We start from the raw sequence: 15,752 nt of genomic DNA on the forward strand, positions 1-15,752 counted from the left end.
CCACCCGGACCGGGGAGGGGGTTGCCCGTACGCGGGGGTGGTGCTGGCTCCACCCCGGGGTGGGACGAGTGATCCGTCTCACGGCCGTGCGGTACCCCCGAAACCAGCCCGATCGAGTACCCTCGGCGACTCCCGGTCCCGCATTAGTCAAATTTGAGGAATGCGTCAGCGCTGTGCACAGGCTTCCCGCGGCAACGCTCTCCGAAGGCTTCGACATCCCCGAACTCATCCGCTGCTCCACGCTCTTCCTGCCCGGCGATCCGGCCCGCGCGGGCCGGATCGCCTTCTGGCCGGCGGATGGCGCCTGGCCGCGCCAGGCCGCGACCTCCGGTGCGGGCCCCGACCGCGGCGCAGGCCATGGCCCGGGCCGCCCCTCCGCTCCGGACGGGACCGCAGGCCCGGACGCGGACACCGGCCGCCCCCACCAGGGCCCAGGCCCTGACACCGCCCGCGTCGAGGAAGTGACCGTGGTCGGGGACGACACTCGTCCGCGCGCGGTACGGGCGTTGCTGATGCCCGTACGGGACGCTCTGCCGGTCCTCACCCGGGCGCACGCGTCGGCGAACGCCTCCGCCTCGGCGGCGTTCTGGGGCGCGGCCGCCCTGATCGGTCTGCAACTGGTGGCACGCGGTGCCCTGTTGCCGGGTCTCACGGCCGACGACGAGGACGCCTGGCGGGCCGGCCCGCTGAGCCCGGAGGACCTGGAACGGGTACGCAGGCTCGCCGCCTCCATGCCGCCGGCCGCCCATGCGATACCGCTCGCCACGGACACGGACGGCATGATCCTGCTGCCCGAACCCGAACGGCTGCTGCGCTCCTTCCTGGACGCGGTGGCCGACGGTCTGCCGCGCTCCCCCGCCGCCGCGATGGCGGCCGGCGGCCCGGCGTTCGCCGCGGACGAGCCGCAGCACCTTCCCGAGCAGCGGGCCTGGGCGGCCGACATCGCGGCCGGCCACGACGCGGGCGTACGGCTGTCGCTCCGCGTCGAGGTCGCCGGACTCGACGACGGCGAGCCCCACGCGGGCGGTCACACCTCCGCGGGCGGGGACCGCCCCGACCCGCGCGGCCCCGTGTTCCGCGCGGTCCCCCAGCTGCACAGCGTCAGCGATCCGGCGCACGTCGTCGACGCGGCGGACGTGTGGGCGGGCGGCGCGGACCACGCGTCGTTCGGGCCGCGCGCCCGGATGGACGCGCTGCTGACGCTGCGTCGCGCCGCGCGGGCCTGGCCGCCGCTCGCGCCGCTGCTGGCGGCCGCCGTGCCGGACGCGCTCGACCTGGCCGACGAGGAGATCACCGAGCTGCTGGGCCCCGCGGCGCGGGCGCTGGCGGCGACCGGCGTAGAGGTCCACTGGCCCAGGCAGCTGGCCCGCTCGCTGACGGCCCGTGCCGTGATCGGGCCGCCCGACGGGGACGATGACGACGGCCGGGCAGGCGGGCAGGACAGCGGCGGTTTCCGCGGCGGGGACAGTGGCGCGGGGCGGGATCCGGACCGGAGTCCGGTCCGGGCGGATCGCGACGGGAAGGCGTCGGGGCTGCCGGCGTTCCTTTCCGCCGACGCGCTCCTCGACTTCGACTGGCGCTTCGCCCTGGGCGACCAGCAGCTGAGCCGGGCCGAACTGGACCAGCTGGCCGAAGCCGGAAGACCTGTCGTACGGCTGCGCGACCAGTGGGTCCTGATCGATCCGGAGGAGGCCCGGCGGGCCCGCGAGCACCGGGACCGCAAGGTGTCCACGGTCGACGCGCTCGGCGCCGTACTGACCGGCAGCACCGAGGTGGACGGCCACCGCGTCGCCGTACACGCGTCGGGGTGGCTGCGCGCGCTGCGCGACCGGCTCGCCGACCCGGAGGGCGGGGACCAGGAGGTGGGACAGCCGGCCTCGCTGGCCGCGACCCTGCGCGACTACCAGCTGCGTGGCCTGAACTGGCTGCACCGGATGACCTCGCTCGGCCTCGGTGCCTGTCTCGCCGACGACATGGGCCTGGGCAAGACCATCACCCTCATCTCCCTGCACCTGCACCGGCAGCACGACCCGTCCGCCGCCGGCCCGACCCTGGTCGTCTGCCCGACGTCGCTCATGGGCAACTGGCAGCGGGAGGTGGAGAGGTTCGCACCCGGCACCCCGGTGCGCCGCTTCCACGGACCCGCGCGCGATCTGGACGGCCTGGCCGGCGGGGAGTTCGTCCTGACCACGTACGGGACGATGCGGCTCGACACCGAGCGGCTCGCGCGGGTGGACTGGGGCATGGTCGTCGCCGACGAGGCCCAGCACGTCAAGAACCCGTACTCGGCCACCGCCAAGCAGCTGCGCCGCCTCGGCGCCAGGGCGCGCGTGGCGCTGACCGGCACCCCGGTGGAGAACAACCTCTCCGAGCTGTGGGCGATCCTCGACTGGACGACGCCCGGTCTGCTGGGCCCGCTGGCGACCTTCCGCAGCCGGTACGCGCAGTCCGTGGAGGGCGGCGGCGATCCGGCCGCAGCCGAGCGGCTCTCCGCTCTGGTACGGCCGTTCCTGCTGCGGCGCCGCAAGTCGGACCCGGGCATCGCGCCGGAGCTGCCGCCGAAGACCGAGACCGACCGGGCCGTCTCGCTCACCAAGGAGCAGGTGGGGCTGTACGAGGCGGTGGTGCGCGAGACCATGGCGGCGATCGCCGCGGCGGACGGCATGGAGCGCCGGGGCCTGGTGATGACGCTGCTCACCGCGCTCAAGCAGATCTGCAACCACCCGGCGCAGTACCTCAAGGAGGATCGGCCCCGGATCGCGGACCGGTCCGGGAAGCTGGAGCTGCTGGACGAGCTCCTGGACACGATCCTCGCCGAGGAGGCGAGCGTCCTGGTGTTCACGCAGTACGTACGGATGGCGCGGCTGCTGGAGCGGCACTTCGCGGCGCGGGGCGTGCGGACCCAGTTCCTGCACGGCGGCACTCCAGTCGCCGAGCGGGAGGCGATGGTGGCACGCTTCCAGGACGGTGAGGTCCCGGTGTTCCTGCTGTCGTTGAAGGCCGCGGGCACCGGTCTCAACCTCACGCGCGCGGGCCACGTCGTGCACTACGACCGCTGGTGGAACCCGGCGGTGGAGGCGCAGGCCACCGACCGCGCGTACCGCATCGGGCAGACCCAGCCGGTGCAGGTCCACCGGCTGATCGCCGAGGGCACCATCGAGGACCGCATCGCCGACATGCTGGCGCGCAAGAAGGACCTGGCCGATTCGGTGCTCGGCTCGGGCGAGGGCGCGTTGACCGAACTGACCGACGCCGAACTGGCGGAACTGGTGGAGCTGCGAGGGAGCGGGCGATGAGCCGTACCGACGACAACGAGCGCACGTTCGCCGCACTGCCCCCGGGCCAGGGACGCGGTTTCGCGCAGACCTGGTGGGGCCGGGCGTGGATGAAGGCCCTGGAGGACACGGCACTCGAAGGCGAGCAGCTGAAGAAGGGCCGCAGGCGGGCCCGCGAGGGTGCGGTGGGGGCCGTGTCGGTGCGGCCGGGGCGCATCACGGCGGTGGTCAAGGACCGGGACGGCGGCACACAGCGCAGCGATGTGCTGCTGCAGGAGCTGACGGACGAGGACTGGGACCGGTTCCTCGACATGGCGGTCGACCGGGCCGGGCACATCGCGGCGCTGCTGGACCGGGACATGCCCCCGCATCTGGTGGAGGACGCCGCGGCCGCCGGTGTGGATCTGCTGCCGGGCATCGGCGATCTGGAACCCGAGTGCAGCTGTGACGCCTGGGACCACTGCCCGCACACCACGGCGCTCTGCTACCAGGTGGCACTGCTGCTCGACCAGGACCCGTTCGTGCTGCTGCTGATGCGTGGGCGTGGTGAGCGGCGGCTGCTGGACGAGTTGCAGAGCCGCAGCGCGGAGCGGGCCGCCGGCGGCCGCGACGAACCGGTGGCCGCCGGACCGGAGGGGGTGCGGGCCGACGAGGCGTTCGCCGCGCGGGACATCCTGCCGCCGCTGCCCGAGCCGCCACCGCTGCCCGACGGGCCGGGCGAGCCGCCCGCCCTGGACACCGACTCCGGTCCGGCGCCGGGTGTCGATCCGGCGGCGCTGGAGCTGCTGGCCTCGGACGCGGCGGCGCGGGCGTACCGGATGCTGGTGGAGGCGCTCGCGCCCGGCCATGGAGGACAGCCGCCGGAGCCCGGGCCGACCGGGGACCGGGACGCGGTGCGGCTCGCCGCTGCGGCACACGCCGTGCCGGCGGTCGTGGACCGGCTGGCGACGGGGACCGGGCGCGGGCGGGACGGGATGGAGCTCGCCGTCCGGGCGTGGCGGCTGGGCGGCGCGGCCGCGCTGGCGGTCCTGGACGACGATCGGGAACCCGGGCCGGAGCTGTTGGCCCGGGCCGCGGCCCGGCTCGCCGAAGCCTGGGAGGACGGCGAGCGGCCGCCGCTGAGGGCCGCCGGGGCGGGACGCTGGACGGTCATGGGCACGGACCTGCAGCTGCGGCTCGGCGGGGACGGGCGGTGGTGGCCCTGCCGCGAGGAGGGCGGCCGCTGGGCTCCGGCCGGTCCTGCGGACCAGGATCCGGCGGCGGCGCTGGCGGGCGTGCCGGGCGGCCCCCTGCCCGGCGCCTCGCCGCTCGGCTGAGCACAGCCGCCGGCGGCATCCTCGGAGGAGGAGGAGGAGGCGGCGCCCGGCGGATCCTGACGTTCGGCAGCGGCGGCGGGCCGGCGGGCGGTCGCCCCGCACCGACGCCCCGGCCCGGGACAGACGCCACCCGGCCGCGCACCCCCGCATGCGCCCGCAGCGGCGGGTCGCCATCCCATGAGGGGCGGCACGGGGCGCGGCCGGCCGCCGTCGCCACCGCCGGCCTCCACCCCTCGCACCTGGCCCCTTGCTCCGGACGTGCCATCCAGACCAGGCATGCACACGATTTCGCCACACTTTCCTCACCGTCTACCGGGCGGAATGAGCCATTCCCCGACGACGGGGTGCAACCGCTTGCCCGCACAGCGTCACCATCGCGCCGGTGGTTCCGCCACGCTCCCACCCGGGGCATATGCGGATGCCGCCGTCGCGCGGTGGGCCCACGGGCCGCCGCGCGGGGCCCGCGCGTATCCGGCCGCGGCACGACGGCGCGCTCCCCGGCGGGGCAGACGGGCGTCTCGGCGTTGTCCTAGCCTCCGGCGCCATGCGCATCACACACCTCGTACGCCTCGCCCTGTCCTCGGTGCTCGCCCTCACCGCCGTCCTGCTGGGCCTGAGCCAGCCGGCCGCCGCGGACGCCCCGGACCTGACGTTCACCGTCGACCAGCCGACCGCGCTTCCCGGCTCCACGGTCAACATGACCATGACCCTCACCAACAACCAGGCCACGGACATCTGGTTCGTCTACCAGTCCGTGCAGCCCACCTGGCCCACCACGCAGCGCAAGGACCTGAAGTACGCCTTCACCGCCTGCACGGCCGACGGGGTCTCCTGCACGGGCGCCGGCACCACCAGCCTGGGCGTGAACTACGCGATCCCGCTGCCCCCCGGGGCCACGCGGACGGTCGCGCTGACGCTCCAGATCGCCGCCGACTCCGGCTGCAACGGCAACATCGGCTTCTACTCGTACCTCTACTACGAGTACAACAACGGCCAGGCGACGAAGGACGGTGTCTTCACGACCCCCGAGACCCGCGTCACCTGTGCCCCGCAGCCCGTGGATGTCGTCCGCTCCTGATCTGGCGCCTTCCTCCTTCCCCGCAGGCCGTGACGGCGGCCGACCGCGCACACGCGTGGCCGGCCGCCGTCACGGCCGCCTTCGCCGCTCGAACGCACGCCTCCGTGGCCGGTCCTCACGGCCCCTCGCCAACGGCCCCTCACCCACGACCGGCCGCCATGCGGCACACGGGACCGGACCGCCGTCGCCAGGACAGGACGTGACCTCGGAGCCTCCTGACGGCCGGTGCCCGTAGCCATAGGGAAGATCTATAGTTTTTCCTATGAGGCATGCGGATTCCGATGGTTCCCCGGGAGAGCGCCAGGTGGGCGGCGCGGGGCCGCTGGACCTGAATCTGCTGCGAACCTTCCTCGCCGTGTACCGCGCCGGTTCCTTCACCGCCGCAGCGCATCTGCTGGGCCTGTCCCAGCCGACCGTGACGACCCAGATCCGCTCGCTGGAGAGGCACCTGGGCCGCGAACTGTTCGAGCGGCTGCCGCGCGGTGTCACCCCCGCGCCGTTCGCCGAGGAACTCGCCGCCCGGGTCGTCGCACCGCTCGACTCGCTCGCCGTCGTGACCGAGCGGGGAGGAGCCGACGGCAGCGGGCCCGCCGACCCGGTCCACCTGGCGGGACCGGCCGAGCTGATCTGCGCCCGCGCCCTGCCCGCACTCTCGGGACTCATCGAGGACGGGGTGCGCCTGCGGGTGGGCACCGGCCTCACCGGTCCGCTCCTCGACGAACTGCGTGCGGGCCGCCACGACCTGGCCATCGCCACGATCCGGCCGCGAGGCCGGACGCTCACCGCGGTGCCGCTGATGGACGAGGAGTTCGTCCTGGTCGCCGCGCCCGTGTGGGCCGGGCGGATCGGCGGGCCCGACCGGCCGGCCGTCGACGTGGCCGCCGCCCTTCACGGCGTCCCACTGATCGCGTACGCCGAGGACCTGCCCATCGCCCGCCGCTACTGGCGGCACGTGTTCGGCAAGCGTCTCAGCTGCCGGGCCGCCCTCACCGTGCCCGACCTGCGCGGCGTCCTGTCGGCGGTCGTCGCCGGCGCGGGCTTCGCCGTGCTGCCGCGCTATCTGTGCCTCGACGAACTGGCCTCGGGCGCCCTGGTCCTCCTGCACGAGCCCGAGGACCCGCCGATCAACACCGGGTACCTCGTCCAGCGCCCCGGCTCCAGCGTCAACCCGCACGTCGCGCTCGTCCGCGACCGGCTCCTCCAGGCCGCCCGTACCTGGTGATCCGACCGATCGGGCGTCACTGGCCGAAAACCGGCAGCCTCGTGGGCTCCGGCATGGTCTCGACCAATGGCACCGACCTCCACCTCGATGCGGCGGTTCCGGCCGCTCGCCCGCGTCAGCGCCTGCCCTCGGCCGGGGAGCGGGCATCGGGGAGGGGTGCCGGGCCCGGGGCGGACAGGTGCGGCGGAGTGCCTTCTACCGCCGCCCGTACGTGTGCTTTTCCGTCATGTTTCACATCGGGCACACGGGAGCTCCACATCAGGCCGCACTATGTGACGCGTCGGAGCGGCACTGCGACGACTGGTCACATACGCATGTGCCGCTGGGGGGTGGGGCTTGTCCGGACGGGAGCACCGGTCGGCCTCTCCGGGGAGGGATGTCACCGCATGAAGCGGAGCTTACGCACGACCGCGCTCGCCGCCGGCGCGCTGTTACTCGCGCTGGGAACCCCGTCCGTGCCCGCGGGTGCCGCCGAGGACCCGGCACCGCGCGTCGACCTGAGGGTGCTCGTCGTGTCCGACGGGGGTCCGGCCACCGCGGCCGTCGCCGCCGAACTCGACGGCGCGGGAACCCCGTACACACTGCTCGACCTGGCGCGGCCCGACCGTCAGGTGATCGACTCGGCGTTCCTGGCCGACACCGTGGACGGGCGCCCCAGGGCCAAGTACCAGGCTGTGGTGCTGCCCAACGACGCCCCGTTCCCGGCCGGTTCGCGCGAGATGGCGGCTCTGGTCGCGTACGAGAAGGCCTACGCCGTCCCGCAGGTGGACGCCTACACCTACGCGAGACCGCAGACGGGCCTGGAGTACCCGGTGAACGGCGGGTACCTGGGGTCCGTCGACGGGCTGCGCGCGGAGGTGACGCCGGCGGGCAAGGCCGGCGCCTTCGGCTACCTCGACGGCAGCGTCCCCTTCGAGGACAACGCGCCAGGCGTGAGCGAGAGTTACGCCTTCCTGTCCCGGCCCGCCGCCGGGGCGGACTTCACCACCTACGTCGACGCGCCGATACCCGGCCGGACGACCAGGGGCGCGCTGGTGGGTGAGTACCGGCACGACGGCCGTCGGGAACTGGTGGTCACCTTCGCCTACAACCAGCACCAGCAGCAGTTCAGGCTGCTGGCGCGGGGCATCGTGGACTGGATGACCCAGGGGGTGCGGCTCGGCGCCTCCCGCAACCACTTCGCCGTGCACGTCGACGACGTCTTCGCCGCCGACGACCGCTGGGACACCGTGCTGAACTGCACCCCGGGCGACGTCGACTGCCGGCCCGGCACAGGGACGCCGGACCCGATCCGGATGACCGTCGCCGACGTGCAGAACGCCGCCCGGTGGTCGCGGGAGCGCGGTTTCGCGCTCGACCTGGCGTTCAACGGCGGCGGCAGCGTGGAGCACCGCGAGGCCAACGGTGGCGCCGACGCGACGGCGGACCGGTTCGTGGCGGACCGCGACGCCTTCCGATGGATCAACCACACCTACGACCATCCGTATCTGGGCTGTGAGCAGGACGTCAGCAGCGTCCCGTGGAAGTGCGCCACCGAGGCCGACGGCAGTACCCGCTACGTCGGCCAGGCGGAGATCTCCCGCCAGATCTCCGCCAACCGCGAGTGGGGCGAGCGAGCCGGCCTTCCCCTGCGCACCGGCGAGCTGGTCACGGGTGAGCACTCCGGTCTCAAGCTGTTGCCACAGCAGCCGCAGGACAACCCCGGACTGGCGCCCGCCCTCGCCGCCAACGGCATCGCGTGGCTCGGCGCGGACAACTCCCGCGACCCGGGCCAGCGCGAGGTGGGAACCGCCCTGACCGTGGCCCGCCACCCCATCAACATCTTCTACAACGCGGGTCGCGTCGCCGAGCAGGTCGACGAGTACAACTGGATCTACACCAGCCGGGCCCAGGGCGGCAGCGGCCTGTGCGAGGAACTGGCCACGACGACCTGCCTCGACGCGCCCCTGGACCTCGCCACGGGGTACCGCGGGCACATCGTGCCGCTGGAGACCCGCGTCGCGCTCGGCCACGTCCTCTCGGGCGACCCGCGGCCGCACTTCATCCACCAGTCGAACCTGGCGGAGGACCGGATCGGGTACCCCGTGCTGGACGGTGTCCTGGAGCAGTACGCCGCGCTCCACGCGGACAACACACCGCTGGTCAACCTGCCCATGAGCGAGATCGGCGCCGAACTGCGCGACCGGGCGGCCTGGAAGGCAGCGGTGTCGGCGGGCGAGGTCACCGCGTACCGGATCGGCGACACGGTGACGGTACGGGCGCCCGCCGGGGTCGCCGTCACGGCCACCATGCCGCCGGGCACCGACCGGACCCTTCCGGACGGCTCCGAGCCGTTCGGCCGGCCGTACGCCGGCAGTGTCTCGGGCTGGGTGACACCGCATGCCTCCCAGGACCGGCTCACGCTCACACTGCCGGGCGCCTCCGGGCGCTGACCCGTCGGCGCCGATCCGCCGGCGCCGTGCCGTCGTCGCTGTGCCGTCGTCGCCGATCCGCCGGTCGTCCCGGCGGTGCGGCGGTGCGGCGGCGGGCACCCGCCGGGCCGCCGCCCGTCGGCTCACCGCGCCGCTCGCGGGGCGTCGGCCCGCCGCCGCCCGAAGACCGCCGCCGTACGTTCCGCAGCCGGACGCGAACGTACCCGAGCGGTCGCCCTCGGACCGTCGCGGGCGGACCTCGCCGGAGGCACCGCCCGGAGCGCTCGTCCCGTGGCGCCGGTCCCGTACCGCCCTGTCGCCGGGCAGGACGGTACGGGCGCCACGAAACCCGCCCGTCACATCCGGGGGACACCGCGCCCCGCCGCCGCCCGGCGGACGGGAACCGGCGCGCCCCCACTCCTCCTGCCGTGGAGCACGACCATGCACGTTCAGCACCGCACGCCGCGCATCGGCGCGGCGCGGGTCACCCTGCTCACCGAAGGCACCTATCCGCACAGTCATGGCGGAGTCAGCGTCTGGTGCGACCAGTTGGTCAACGGTATGCCCGACATCGACTTCGAGGTCCTCGCGGTGACCGGAACAGGCCGCGAACCCCTGGCGTGGGAACTGCCCGCACACGTCGCCGAGCCGGTCTCGGTCCCCATGTGGGGCCCCGCCCCGAAGGGTTCGGCGCCGCGCGGCCGCCGGGAGCGGCGGCTGACGGCGGCGTACGAGCGCTTCCTCACCGCACTGCTCGATCCGGCGGCGGAGGACGGCTTCGCCCCGGCGCTGTACGAGATGGCGCACGCCGCCCGTGCGGGGGAGCTCAGTCCCGCGCTCCGCGCCGACCGGGCCCTGCGCGTACTGACCGCTGTCTGGAACCGTCCGGGCCTCGCGGTGCGCGAGGCGCGCCCCACCCTGCACGACGCCGTCACGGCGACCGGGCTGCTGGAGCACGCCCTGCGTCCGCTGGCCGCCGATCCGCCGCGTTCGGGCGTGGCGCACGCGGTCAGCGGAGGCCTCGCCGTGCTGCCGGGCCTGGCCGGCCTCGAACAGCACGGGGTACCGCTGCTCCTCACCGAGCACGGCGTCTACCTCCGGGAGCGGTATCTGGGATACCGGACCTCCCCCTACCGCTGGCCGGTCAAGGCCGTCCTGCTGGGCTTCTTCCGGTTGCTGGCGGAGGAGACCTACCGCCGGGCCGCGCTGATAACCCCCGGCAACAGGTACAACCGGTTGTGGGAGGAGGAGGGCGGCGCCGATCCGGAGCTCATACGCACGGTCTACAACGGGGTGGACCCGACGGCGTTCCCGGCCGCCGGCCCCGAGCCGCAGGGCCCCACCCTGAGCTGGGCGGGGCGGGTGGACCCGATCAAGGACCTGGAGACACTGATCCGCGCCTTCGCGCGGGTGCGCGACGAACTGCCCGGGGCGAGGCTGCGGCTGTTCGGCGGTACACCCAGGGGCGGCGAGGCGTACCGGGAGCGCTGCGAAGCGCTCGCGCGGTCCCTCGGTCACGGAGACGCGGTCACGTTCGAGGGCCGGGTGGACGACATCCGGGACGCCTACGCCGCGGGCAATGTGGTGATGCTGTCCAGCATCAGCGAGGGCTTCCCCTTCACCCTGATCGAGGCGATGTCGTGCGGCCGGGCCACCGTGTCGACGGACGTGGGCGGAGTGCGGGAGGCCGTCGGCCCGGCAGGGCTGGTGGTACCGCCGCGCGATCCCGCCGCCATGGCCGCCGCGGCGCTGGAACTGCTGGCCGACCCGGAGCGCCGGGCGGCGATGGGAGAGGCGGCGCGGCTGAGGGTGATCGAACAGTTCACGCTCCGTCAGACCGTCGACACCTTCCGCTCCATATATCTGGAGCTCTCCGCCCCGGTGCTCGGCGCCGACCGGCCGAGGAGCGTGGCCGGATGAGCGCGGGAGGGGACGGGGCGAGCGGCGGAACGGGAGGCCGGCCGCCGTCCGTACGCCGCTCCCGGCGAGGCGGGCGGCTGCTGTCCGTGGCCGAGGACCCGCCGGAGCGATCGGTCCCGGCACCCGTCGGCCGGCCGGCCGAGGGCACGGACGGGCGGCCGGAAGCGGACGCCGTCGACCGGCTGGCGGCCGAACTGGCGGACCGCATAGGGCCCTCGGTGCACGCCTACGAGGTGGCCGCGGTCCTGGAGTCCGAGGGGCTGACGGCCGAGCGGATAAGGGAGCGCTACGGCCATCGCGATCTGTTCTCGCTCGCCGCCGACCTCTACCGGCGGGTGCCGCGCACCTTCCCCGAACCACCCGTCCCCGCGGACCCCTGGAAGCCCGACCACCTGCGCTGCGCGCTGCGAGGGGTGCTGTTCGCGCTGCCGGGGCTGGCATACCTGCTCACGGCCCCGTTGTGGCGTGGTGACACCGGGGCCCTGCCCGCCCTGGTGGCGGCCGGCCTGTTCTCGTGGGCATGGGGGCAGGCGCTGAGCCACCGTGCCCATCTGCGGCTGGTCACGGGGAGCCACGAGGCGGGCCGTACGCTCCTGACGGGCGCTCCGGCGGGAGCCGTACTGGCCTCGGCGGCCGCCGTGCTGGTCGCCGGACCGGGCACGGCGGCACTGTTCGCGCTCGGGCAGTCGGCGTATCTGGCGGCGGCGGGGGTGCTGTTGGTGCTCGGCCGGGAGCGGGTCCTGCTGGGCGCGCTCGCCCCGCTGGTCGTCGGCGCGGCGGCGCTGCCGTGGTGGGAGCCGGACACCGTCGGGCGCGTCGGGGTTCCGCTGGTGAGCGTGGTGGCGACCGCCGCCGCGGCCGGCCACGCGCTGCGGGCGACACTGCGGACGCCACCGGTCGCGGGTGCGCAGCGGCCGGTATACCGCGGTTCGCTGCCGTACGGCCTGTTCGGCCTCGCGGCGGGGGTACTGGTGCTGTTCGCGGGACAACGCCATCCGCTCGCCATGATCGCCCTCACCGTCAGCATGGGACCGGCCGAGTGGTTCCTGTACCGCTTCCGTGGGCTGTCGGTGGCGGCACTGCGCACATCGGCGACCGAGTCCGGGTTCCGGCTGCGGGCGGCACGCACTCTGGCCATCTGTCTGACGGGATACCTGGTGCCACTGATACCGGCGGCCCTTCTGACCGGGGCGGAGCCGTCGGGGTTCGTGGCTCTGGGCGCGACGCTCTGGACGGCCCTGCTGCTGCAGGCCTTCGGCGTCGCCTGGGCCCCCGCGGCGGTCTGTCTCGCCGCGGCCGGGTGCGTCGCCGCCGCGGCGGTGCTCGACGCGCCGCCCGGCCACCTCGTCCCGCTGCTCGCCTGCGGCGGGGCGGCGGCTGTCCTCGTCGTCCTGGTGCTGCGGCTGCTGGGGCGGCCCACCGCCCACGCCTGAACCACCCGGCCGGCATCCCGCGGGCCCAGCGGCCCGGCCGGACTCCGCCCCCCGGCCGCTTCCGGTCGAACGGCCTCCGGGCCCGTCCCACCGCCCACCACCGTCCCACCGTTCCCTCGCCGGGAACCTCACCGGCCTAACGGCCGACACGTACCGCACACGAACGATCACCTGACGACATCGATCAACACCGACACCCCAGAAAGGACCACCACGTGACGACCGCACCGCTCGCCGCTGTCACCGGAGCCGAGGGCTTCATCGGCTCGCATCTGACGCAGGCCCTCGTCGCCGCCGGGCACCGGGTCCGGGCCATGGCGCAGTACAACTCCTTCTCCTCCTACGGCTGGCTGGAGACCCTGCCGGCCGACGTACTCGACCAGGTGGAGATCGTCCTCGGCGACGTCCGCGACCCGGGATCGGTACGGGCGCTGGCCGACGGCGCGGACGCCGTCTACCACCTGGCCGCGCTGATCGCGATCCCGTACTCGTACCAGGCGCCCCACAGCTACGTGGACACCAACGTCACCGGCACCCTCAACGTGCTGGAGGCCGTCCGCGCGCTCGGCACACCGAGGCTGGTGCACACCTCCACCAGTGAGACGTACGGCACCGCGCAGACCGTGCCCATCACGGAGGACCACCCCATCAACACGCAGTCCCCGTACGCGGCCTCGAAAGCGGGCGGCGACCGTCTCGCCGACAGCTACCACGCGAGCTTCGGCACGCCGGTGGTCACCCTCCGCCCGTTCAACACCTACGGCCCGCGCCAGTCGATGCGGGCGGTGATCCCCACCGTGATCGGTCAGGTGGCGGCGGGGTCCCGCACCATCACCCTCGGCGATCTGCGCCCGACAAGGGACTTCACCTTCGTGGCCGACACCGCCCAGGCGTTCCTCGCCGTCGGTACGGCACCCGCCGAGCGGGTCGTGGGCCGGACGTTCAACGCGGGGACCGGGCAGGAGACGGCGATCGGCGAGCTGCTGCGGCTCATCGGCAAGGTGATGGAGGCGGACCTCGACGTCCAGGAGGACTCGCAGCGCATCCGGCCGGCCGCATCGGAGGTCATGCGTCTGGTCGCGGACGCGACCCGGCTGCGCGAGGCGACCGGCTGGGTGCCCGGCCACGACCTGGAGCAGGGACTGGCCCGGACCGTCGAGTTCTTCCGGGACCCCGCCCACCTCGCCCGCTACAAGACGGACATCTACAACATCTGACCTCCCGCCGGGCCGTCATCGGCACCGGCCCATCGCCGCGATCCCCCCGCCACGGCCGGCAGCACCGCGACCGACCGGCACCGCCGCACCGGACAGCGCCACACGACCCGCGTCACCGCACACCACGGCCCACGACCGCCACCCGTCCGTCGCTCCGCCGGGCCGTCGCGCTCCGTCAGCTCACCGTCCACCTCGCTCGCCGCACCTACAGGGAGGCTCCCATGCACGCAGTGATTCTCGCCGGAGGCAAGGGCGTCCGGCTGCGCCCGTACACCACCGCGCTGCCCAAGCCGCTCGTGCCCATCGGTGACCAGCACGCCATCCTGGAGATCGTCCTGCGTCAGCTGGCGTCCGCCGGCTTCACCAGCTGCACCCTGGCCATCGGCCACCTCGGCCAGATCATCCGCGCCTACGTCGGCAACGGCGCCCGGTGGGGCATGGACGTCGACTACTCGACCGAGGAGAGCCCGCTGGGGACCATGGGGCCGCTGCTGACCATGAGGGACCGGCTGCCCGAGTCCTTCCTCGTGATGAACGGCGACATCCTCACCGACCTGGACTACGCCGACCTCCTGCACCGGCACATCGCCGGTGACGCGCCCCTGACCATCGCCACCTACTCCCGGAAGGTGCACATCGACTTCGGCGTGCTCACCACGGACGACAGCAAGGTGGTGGCCTTCACCGAGAAGCCGAGCATGGACTGCCGGGTCTCGATGGGCGTGTACGCGCTCTCGCGCGCCACCCTGGACGGCTACACGGCCGGTCTGCCGCTCGGGTTCGACGAGCTCGTCCTCGATCTGCTGCGGGCCAGCAACGCGCCGCACGCCTACGAGTTCGACGGCTACTGGCTCGACATCGGACGCCCCGACGACTACGACCGGGCCAACGCCGAGTTCACCACCTATCAGTCACTGCTGCTCAAGGGGGCCTGACCATCTCATGCGCATCCTCGTCCTGGGTCACACCGGGTACCTGGGCGGGCACGTCGCCGAGCAGCTGCGCACCCGGCCGGGTGTGCGGCTGCTCGGCGGGGGCCGCGCCCCCGGCGCGGAGCTCGGCGTCGACCTCGCCACGGCCGACCCCCTACGGCTCGCCGACGACCTCGCCGTCCTGGCGCCCGACGCCGTCGTCAACTGCGCGGGCGCGGTCGGCGGTGACGCCGTGACGCTCGCCGAGGTCAACGCCCGCGGTCCGGCCGTCCTGTGCGCGGCGCTGCGGCAGGCCGCCCCGGGCGTACGCCTGGTCCACCTGGGCTCCGCCGCCGAGTACGGACCCGGCGTCCACGGCGAACGGGTCACCGAGACCGCACCGGTCCGGCCCGCCGCGCCCTACGGGGCCACCAAGCTCGCGGGCACCGTCGCGGTCACCGCGTCGGGACTGGACGCCGTGGTCCTGCGGGTGGGAAACCCGGTCGGGCCGGGCGCCCCGGCCGCCGGGCTGCCGGGCGGGCTGGCGCTGCGCCTGCGCCGGGCGGGCGACGATCCGGACGCGGTGGTCCCGGTCGGCGACCTGTCCGCGTACCGCGACTTCGTCGACGTCCGCGACGTGGCCCGCGCGGCGGTGCTCGCCGCCACGGCCCCGGGCCCCCTTCCCGCCGTCCTGAACATCGGGGGCGGGAAGGCCGTGCCCGTCCGCGAGCTGGTGCACGCGCTCGCGCGCACCGCCGGCTTCCGGGGCCGGATCGAGGAGGCGGGCGGGGGCTCGGCGCGCTCGGCGGACGTGTCCTGGCAGTGCTCCGACATCACAGCGGCCCGGGAGGCGATCGGCTGGTCGCCGCGCCACCGGCTGGGCGACTCACTGGCCGCCCTGTGGGCCGCGGCGAGCGCCGTGCCGGAGAAGGGCCTGGTGCCATGACCGGCCGGCATCCCGACGCGCGG

General features: G+C 74.4%; 10 protein-coding genes. All 10 read left to right on the forward strand.

Annotation, left to right across the window (positions count from 1 at the left end; all coding sequences use genetic code 11):
* The first annotated feature begins 173 nt into the window (after positions 1-173).
* The 10 genes from PUR26_RS34340 (at position 174) to PUR26_RS34385 (ending at position 15,729) form a co-directional block, all read left to right on the forward strand.
* Positions 174-3,296, forward strand: a complete 3,123-nt coding sequence (locus PUR26_RS34340) for a DEAD/DEAH box helicase (protein ID WP_329878811.1) — start codon at positions 174-176, stop codon at positions 3,294-3,296.
* Positions 3,293-4,591 (forward strand): SWIM zinc finger family protein, encoded by a 1,299-nt coding sequence (locus PUR26_RS34345; RefSeq protein WP_329878815.1) that lies wholly within the window; start codon positions 3,293-3,295, stop codon positions 4,589-4,591. The genes PUR26_RS34340 and PUR26_RS34345 overlap by 4 nt, the downstream gene beginning before the upstream one ends.
* A gap of 544 nt (positions 4,592-5,135) precedes the next feature.
* Positions 5,136-5,669: a hypothetical protein gene (locus tag PUR26_RS34350; protein WP_329878817.1), complete on the forward strand. Its 534-nt coding sequence runs from the start codon at positions 5,136-5,138 to the stop codon at positions 5,667-5,669.
* Positions 5,670-5,931: 262 nt separating this feature from the next.
* The gene (locus PUR26_RS34355) at positions 5,932-6,891 is read left to right on the forward strand and encodes a LysR family transcriptional regulator (RefSeq protein WP_329878818.1); all 960 of its coding nucleotides are present in this window, start codon (positions 5,932-5,934) and stop codon (positions 6,889-6,891) included.
* Between the two features lie 386 nt (positions 6,892-7,277).
* Positions 7,278-9,323 (forward strand): hypothetical protein, encoded by a 2,046-nt coding sequence (locus PUR26_RS34360; RefSeq protein ID WP_329878819.1) that lies wholly within the window; start codon positions 7,278-7,280, stop codon positions 9,321-9,323.
* A 420-nt stretch (positions 9,324-9,743) separates the two neighbouring features.
* The gene (pelF, locus tag PUR26_RS34365) at positions 9,744-11,222 is read left to right on the forward strand and encodes a GT4 family glycosyltransferase PelF (RefSeq protein WP_329878821.1); all 1,479 of its coding nucleotides are present in this window, start codon (positions 9,744-9,746) and stop codon (positions 11,220-11,222) included.
* Positions 11,219-12,655: a hypothetical protein gene (locus tag PUR26_RS34370; protein ID WP_329878823.1), complete on the forward strand. Its 1,437-nt coding sequence runs from the start codon at positions 11,219-11,221 to the stop codon at positions 12,653-12,655. The genes pelF and PUR26_RS34370 overlap by 4 nt, the downstream gene beginning before the upstream one ends.
* A gap of 215 nt (positions 12,656-12,870) precedes the next feature.
* Positions 12,871-13,872 (forward strand): SDR family NAD(P)-dependent oxidoreductase, encoded by a 1,002-nt coding sequence (locus PUR26_RS34375; RefSeq protein WP_329878825.1) that lies wholly within the window; start codon positions 12,871-12,873, stop codon positions 13,870-13,872.
* Between the two features lie 221 nt (positions 13,873-14,093).
* Positions 14,094-14,807: a nucleotidyltransferase family protein gene (locus PUR26_RS34380; protein ID WP_329878827.1), complete on the forward strand. Its 714-nt coding sequence runs from the start codon at positions 14,094-14,096 to the stop codon at positions 14,805-14,807.
* A gap of 7 nt (positions 14,808-14,814) precedes the next feature.
* A complete protein-coding gene (locus tag PUR26_RS34385; protein WP_329878829.1) occupies positions 14,815-15,729 on the forward strand; it encodes an NAD-dependent epimerase/dehydratase family protein in 915 nt (304 codons plus the stop codon).
* Positions 15,730-15,752: the final 23 nt, after the last annotated feature.

Origin of the sequence: Streptomyces sp. SP18CS02 (assembly GCF_036322365.1) — a bacterium.
Classification (GTDB): Bacteria; Actinomycetota; Actinomycetes; order Streptomycetales; family Streptomycetaceae; genus Streptomyces.

Bases quoted from the DNA above. Each gene is read 5' to 3' on its own strand.
- PUR26_RS34345 (WP_329878815.1), top strand. From the start codon at position 3,293: ATGAGCCGTACCGACGACAACGAGCGCACGTTCGCCGCACTGCCCCCG.
- PUR26_RS34350 (WP_329878817.1), top strand. From the start codon at position 5,136: ATGCGCATCACACACCTCGTACGCCTCGCCCTGTCCTCGGTGCTCGCC.
- PUR26_RS34355 (WP_329878818.1), top strand. From the start codon at position 5,932: ATGAGGCATGCGGATTCCGATGGTTCCCCGGGAGAGCGCCAGGTGGGC.
- PUR26_RS34360 (WP_329878819.1), top strand. From the start codon at position 7,278: ATGAAGCGGAGCTTACGCACGACCGCGCTCGCCGCCGGCGCGCTGTTA.
- pelF (WP_329878821.1), top strand. From the start codon at position 9,744: ATGCACGTTCAGCACCGCACGCCGCGCATCGGCGCGGCGCGGGTCACC.
- PUR26_RS34370 (WP_329878823.1), top strand. From the start codon at position 11,219: ATGAGCGCGGGAGGGGACGGGGCGAGCGGCGGAACGGGAGGCCGGCCG.
- PUR26_RS34380 (WP_329878827.1), top strand. From the start codon at position 14,094: ATGCACGCAGTGATTCTCGCCGGAGGCAAGGGCGTCCGGCTGCGCCCG.
- PUR26_RS34385 (WP_329878829.1), top strand. From the start codon at position 14,815: ATGCGCATCCTCGTCCTGGGTCACACCGGGTACCTGGGCGGGCACGTC.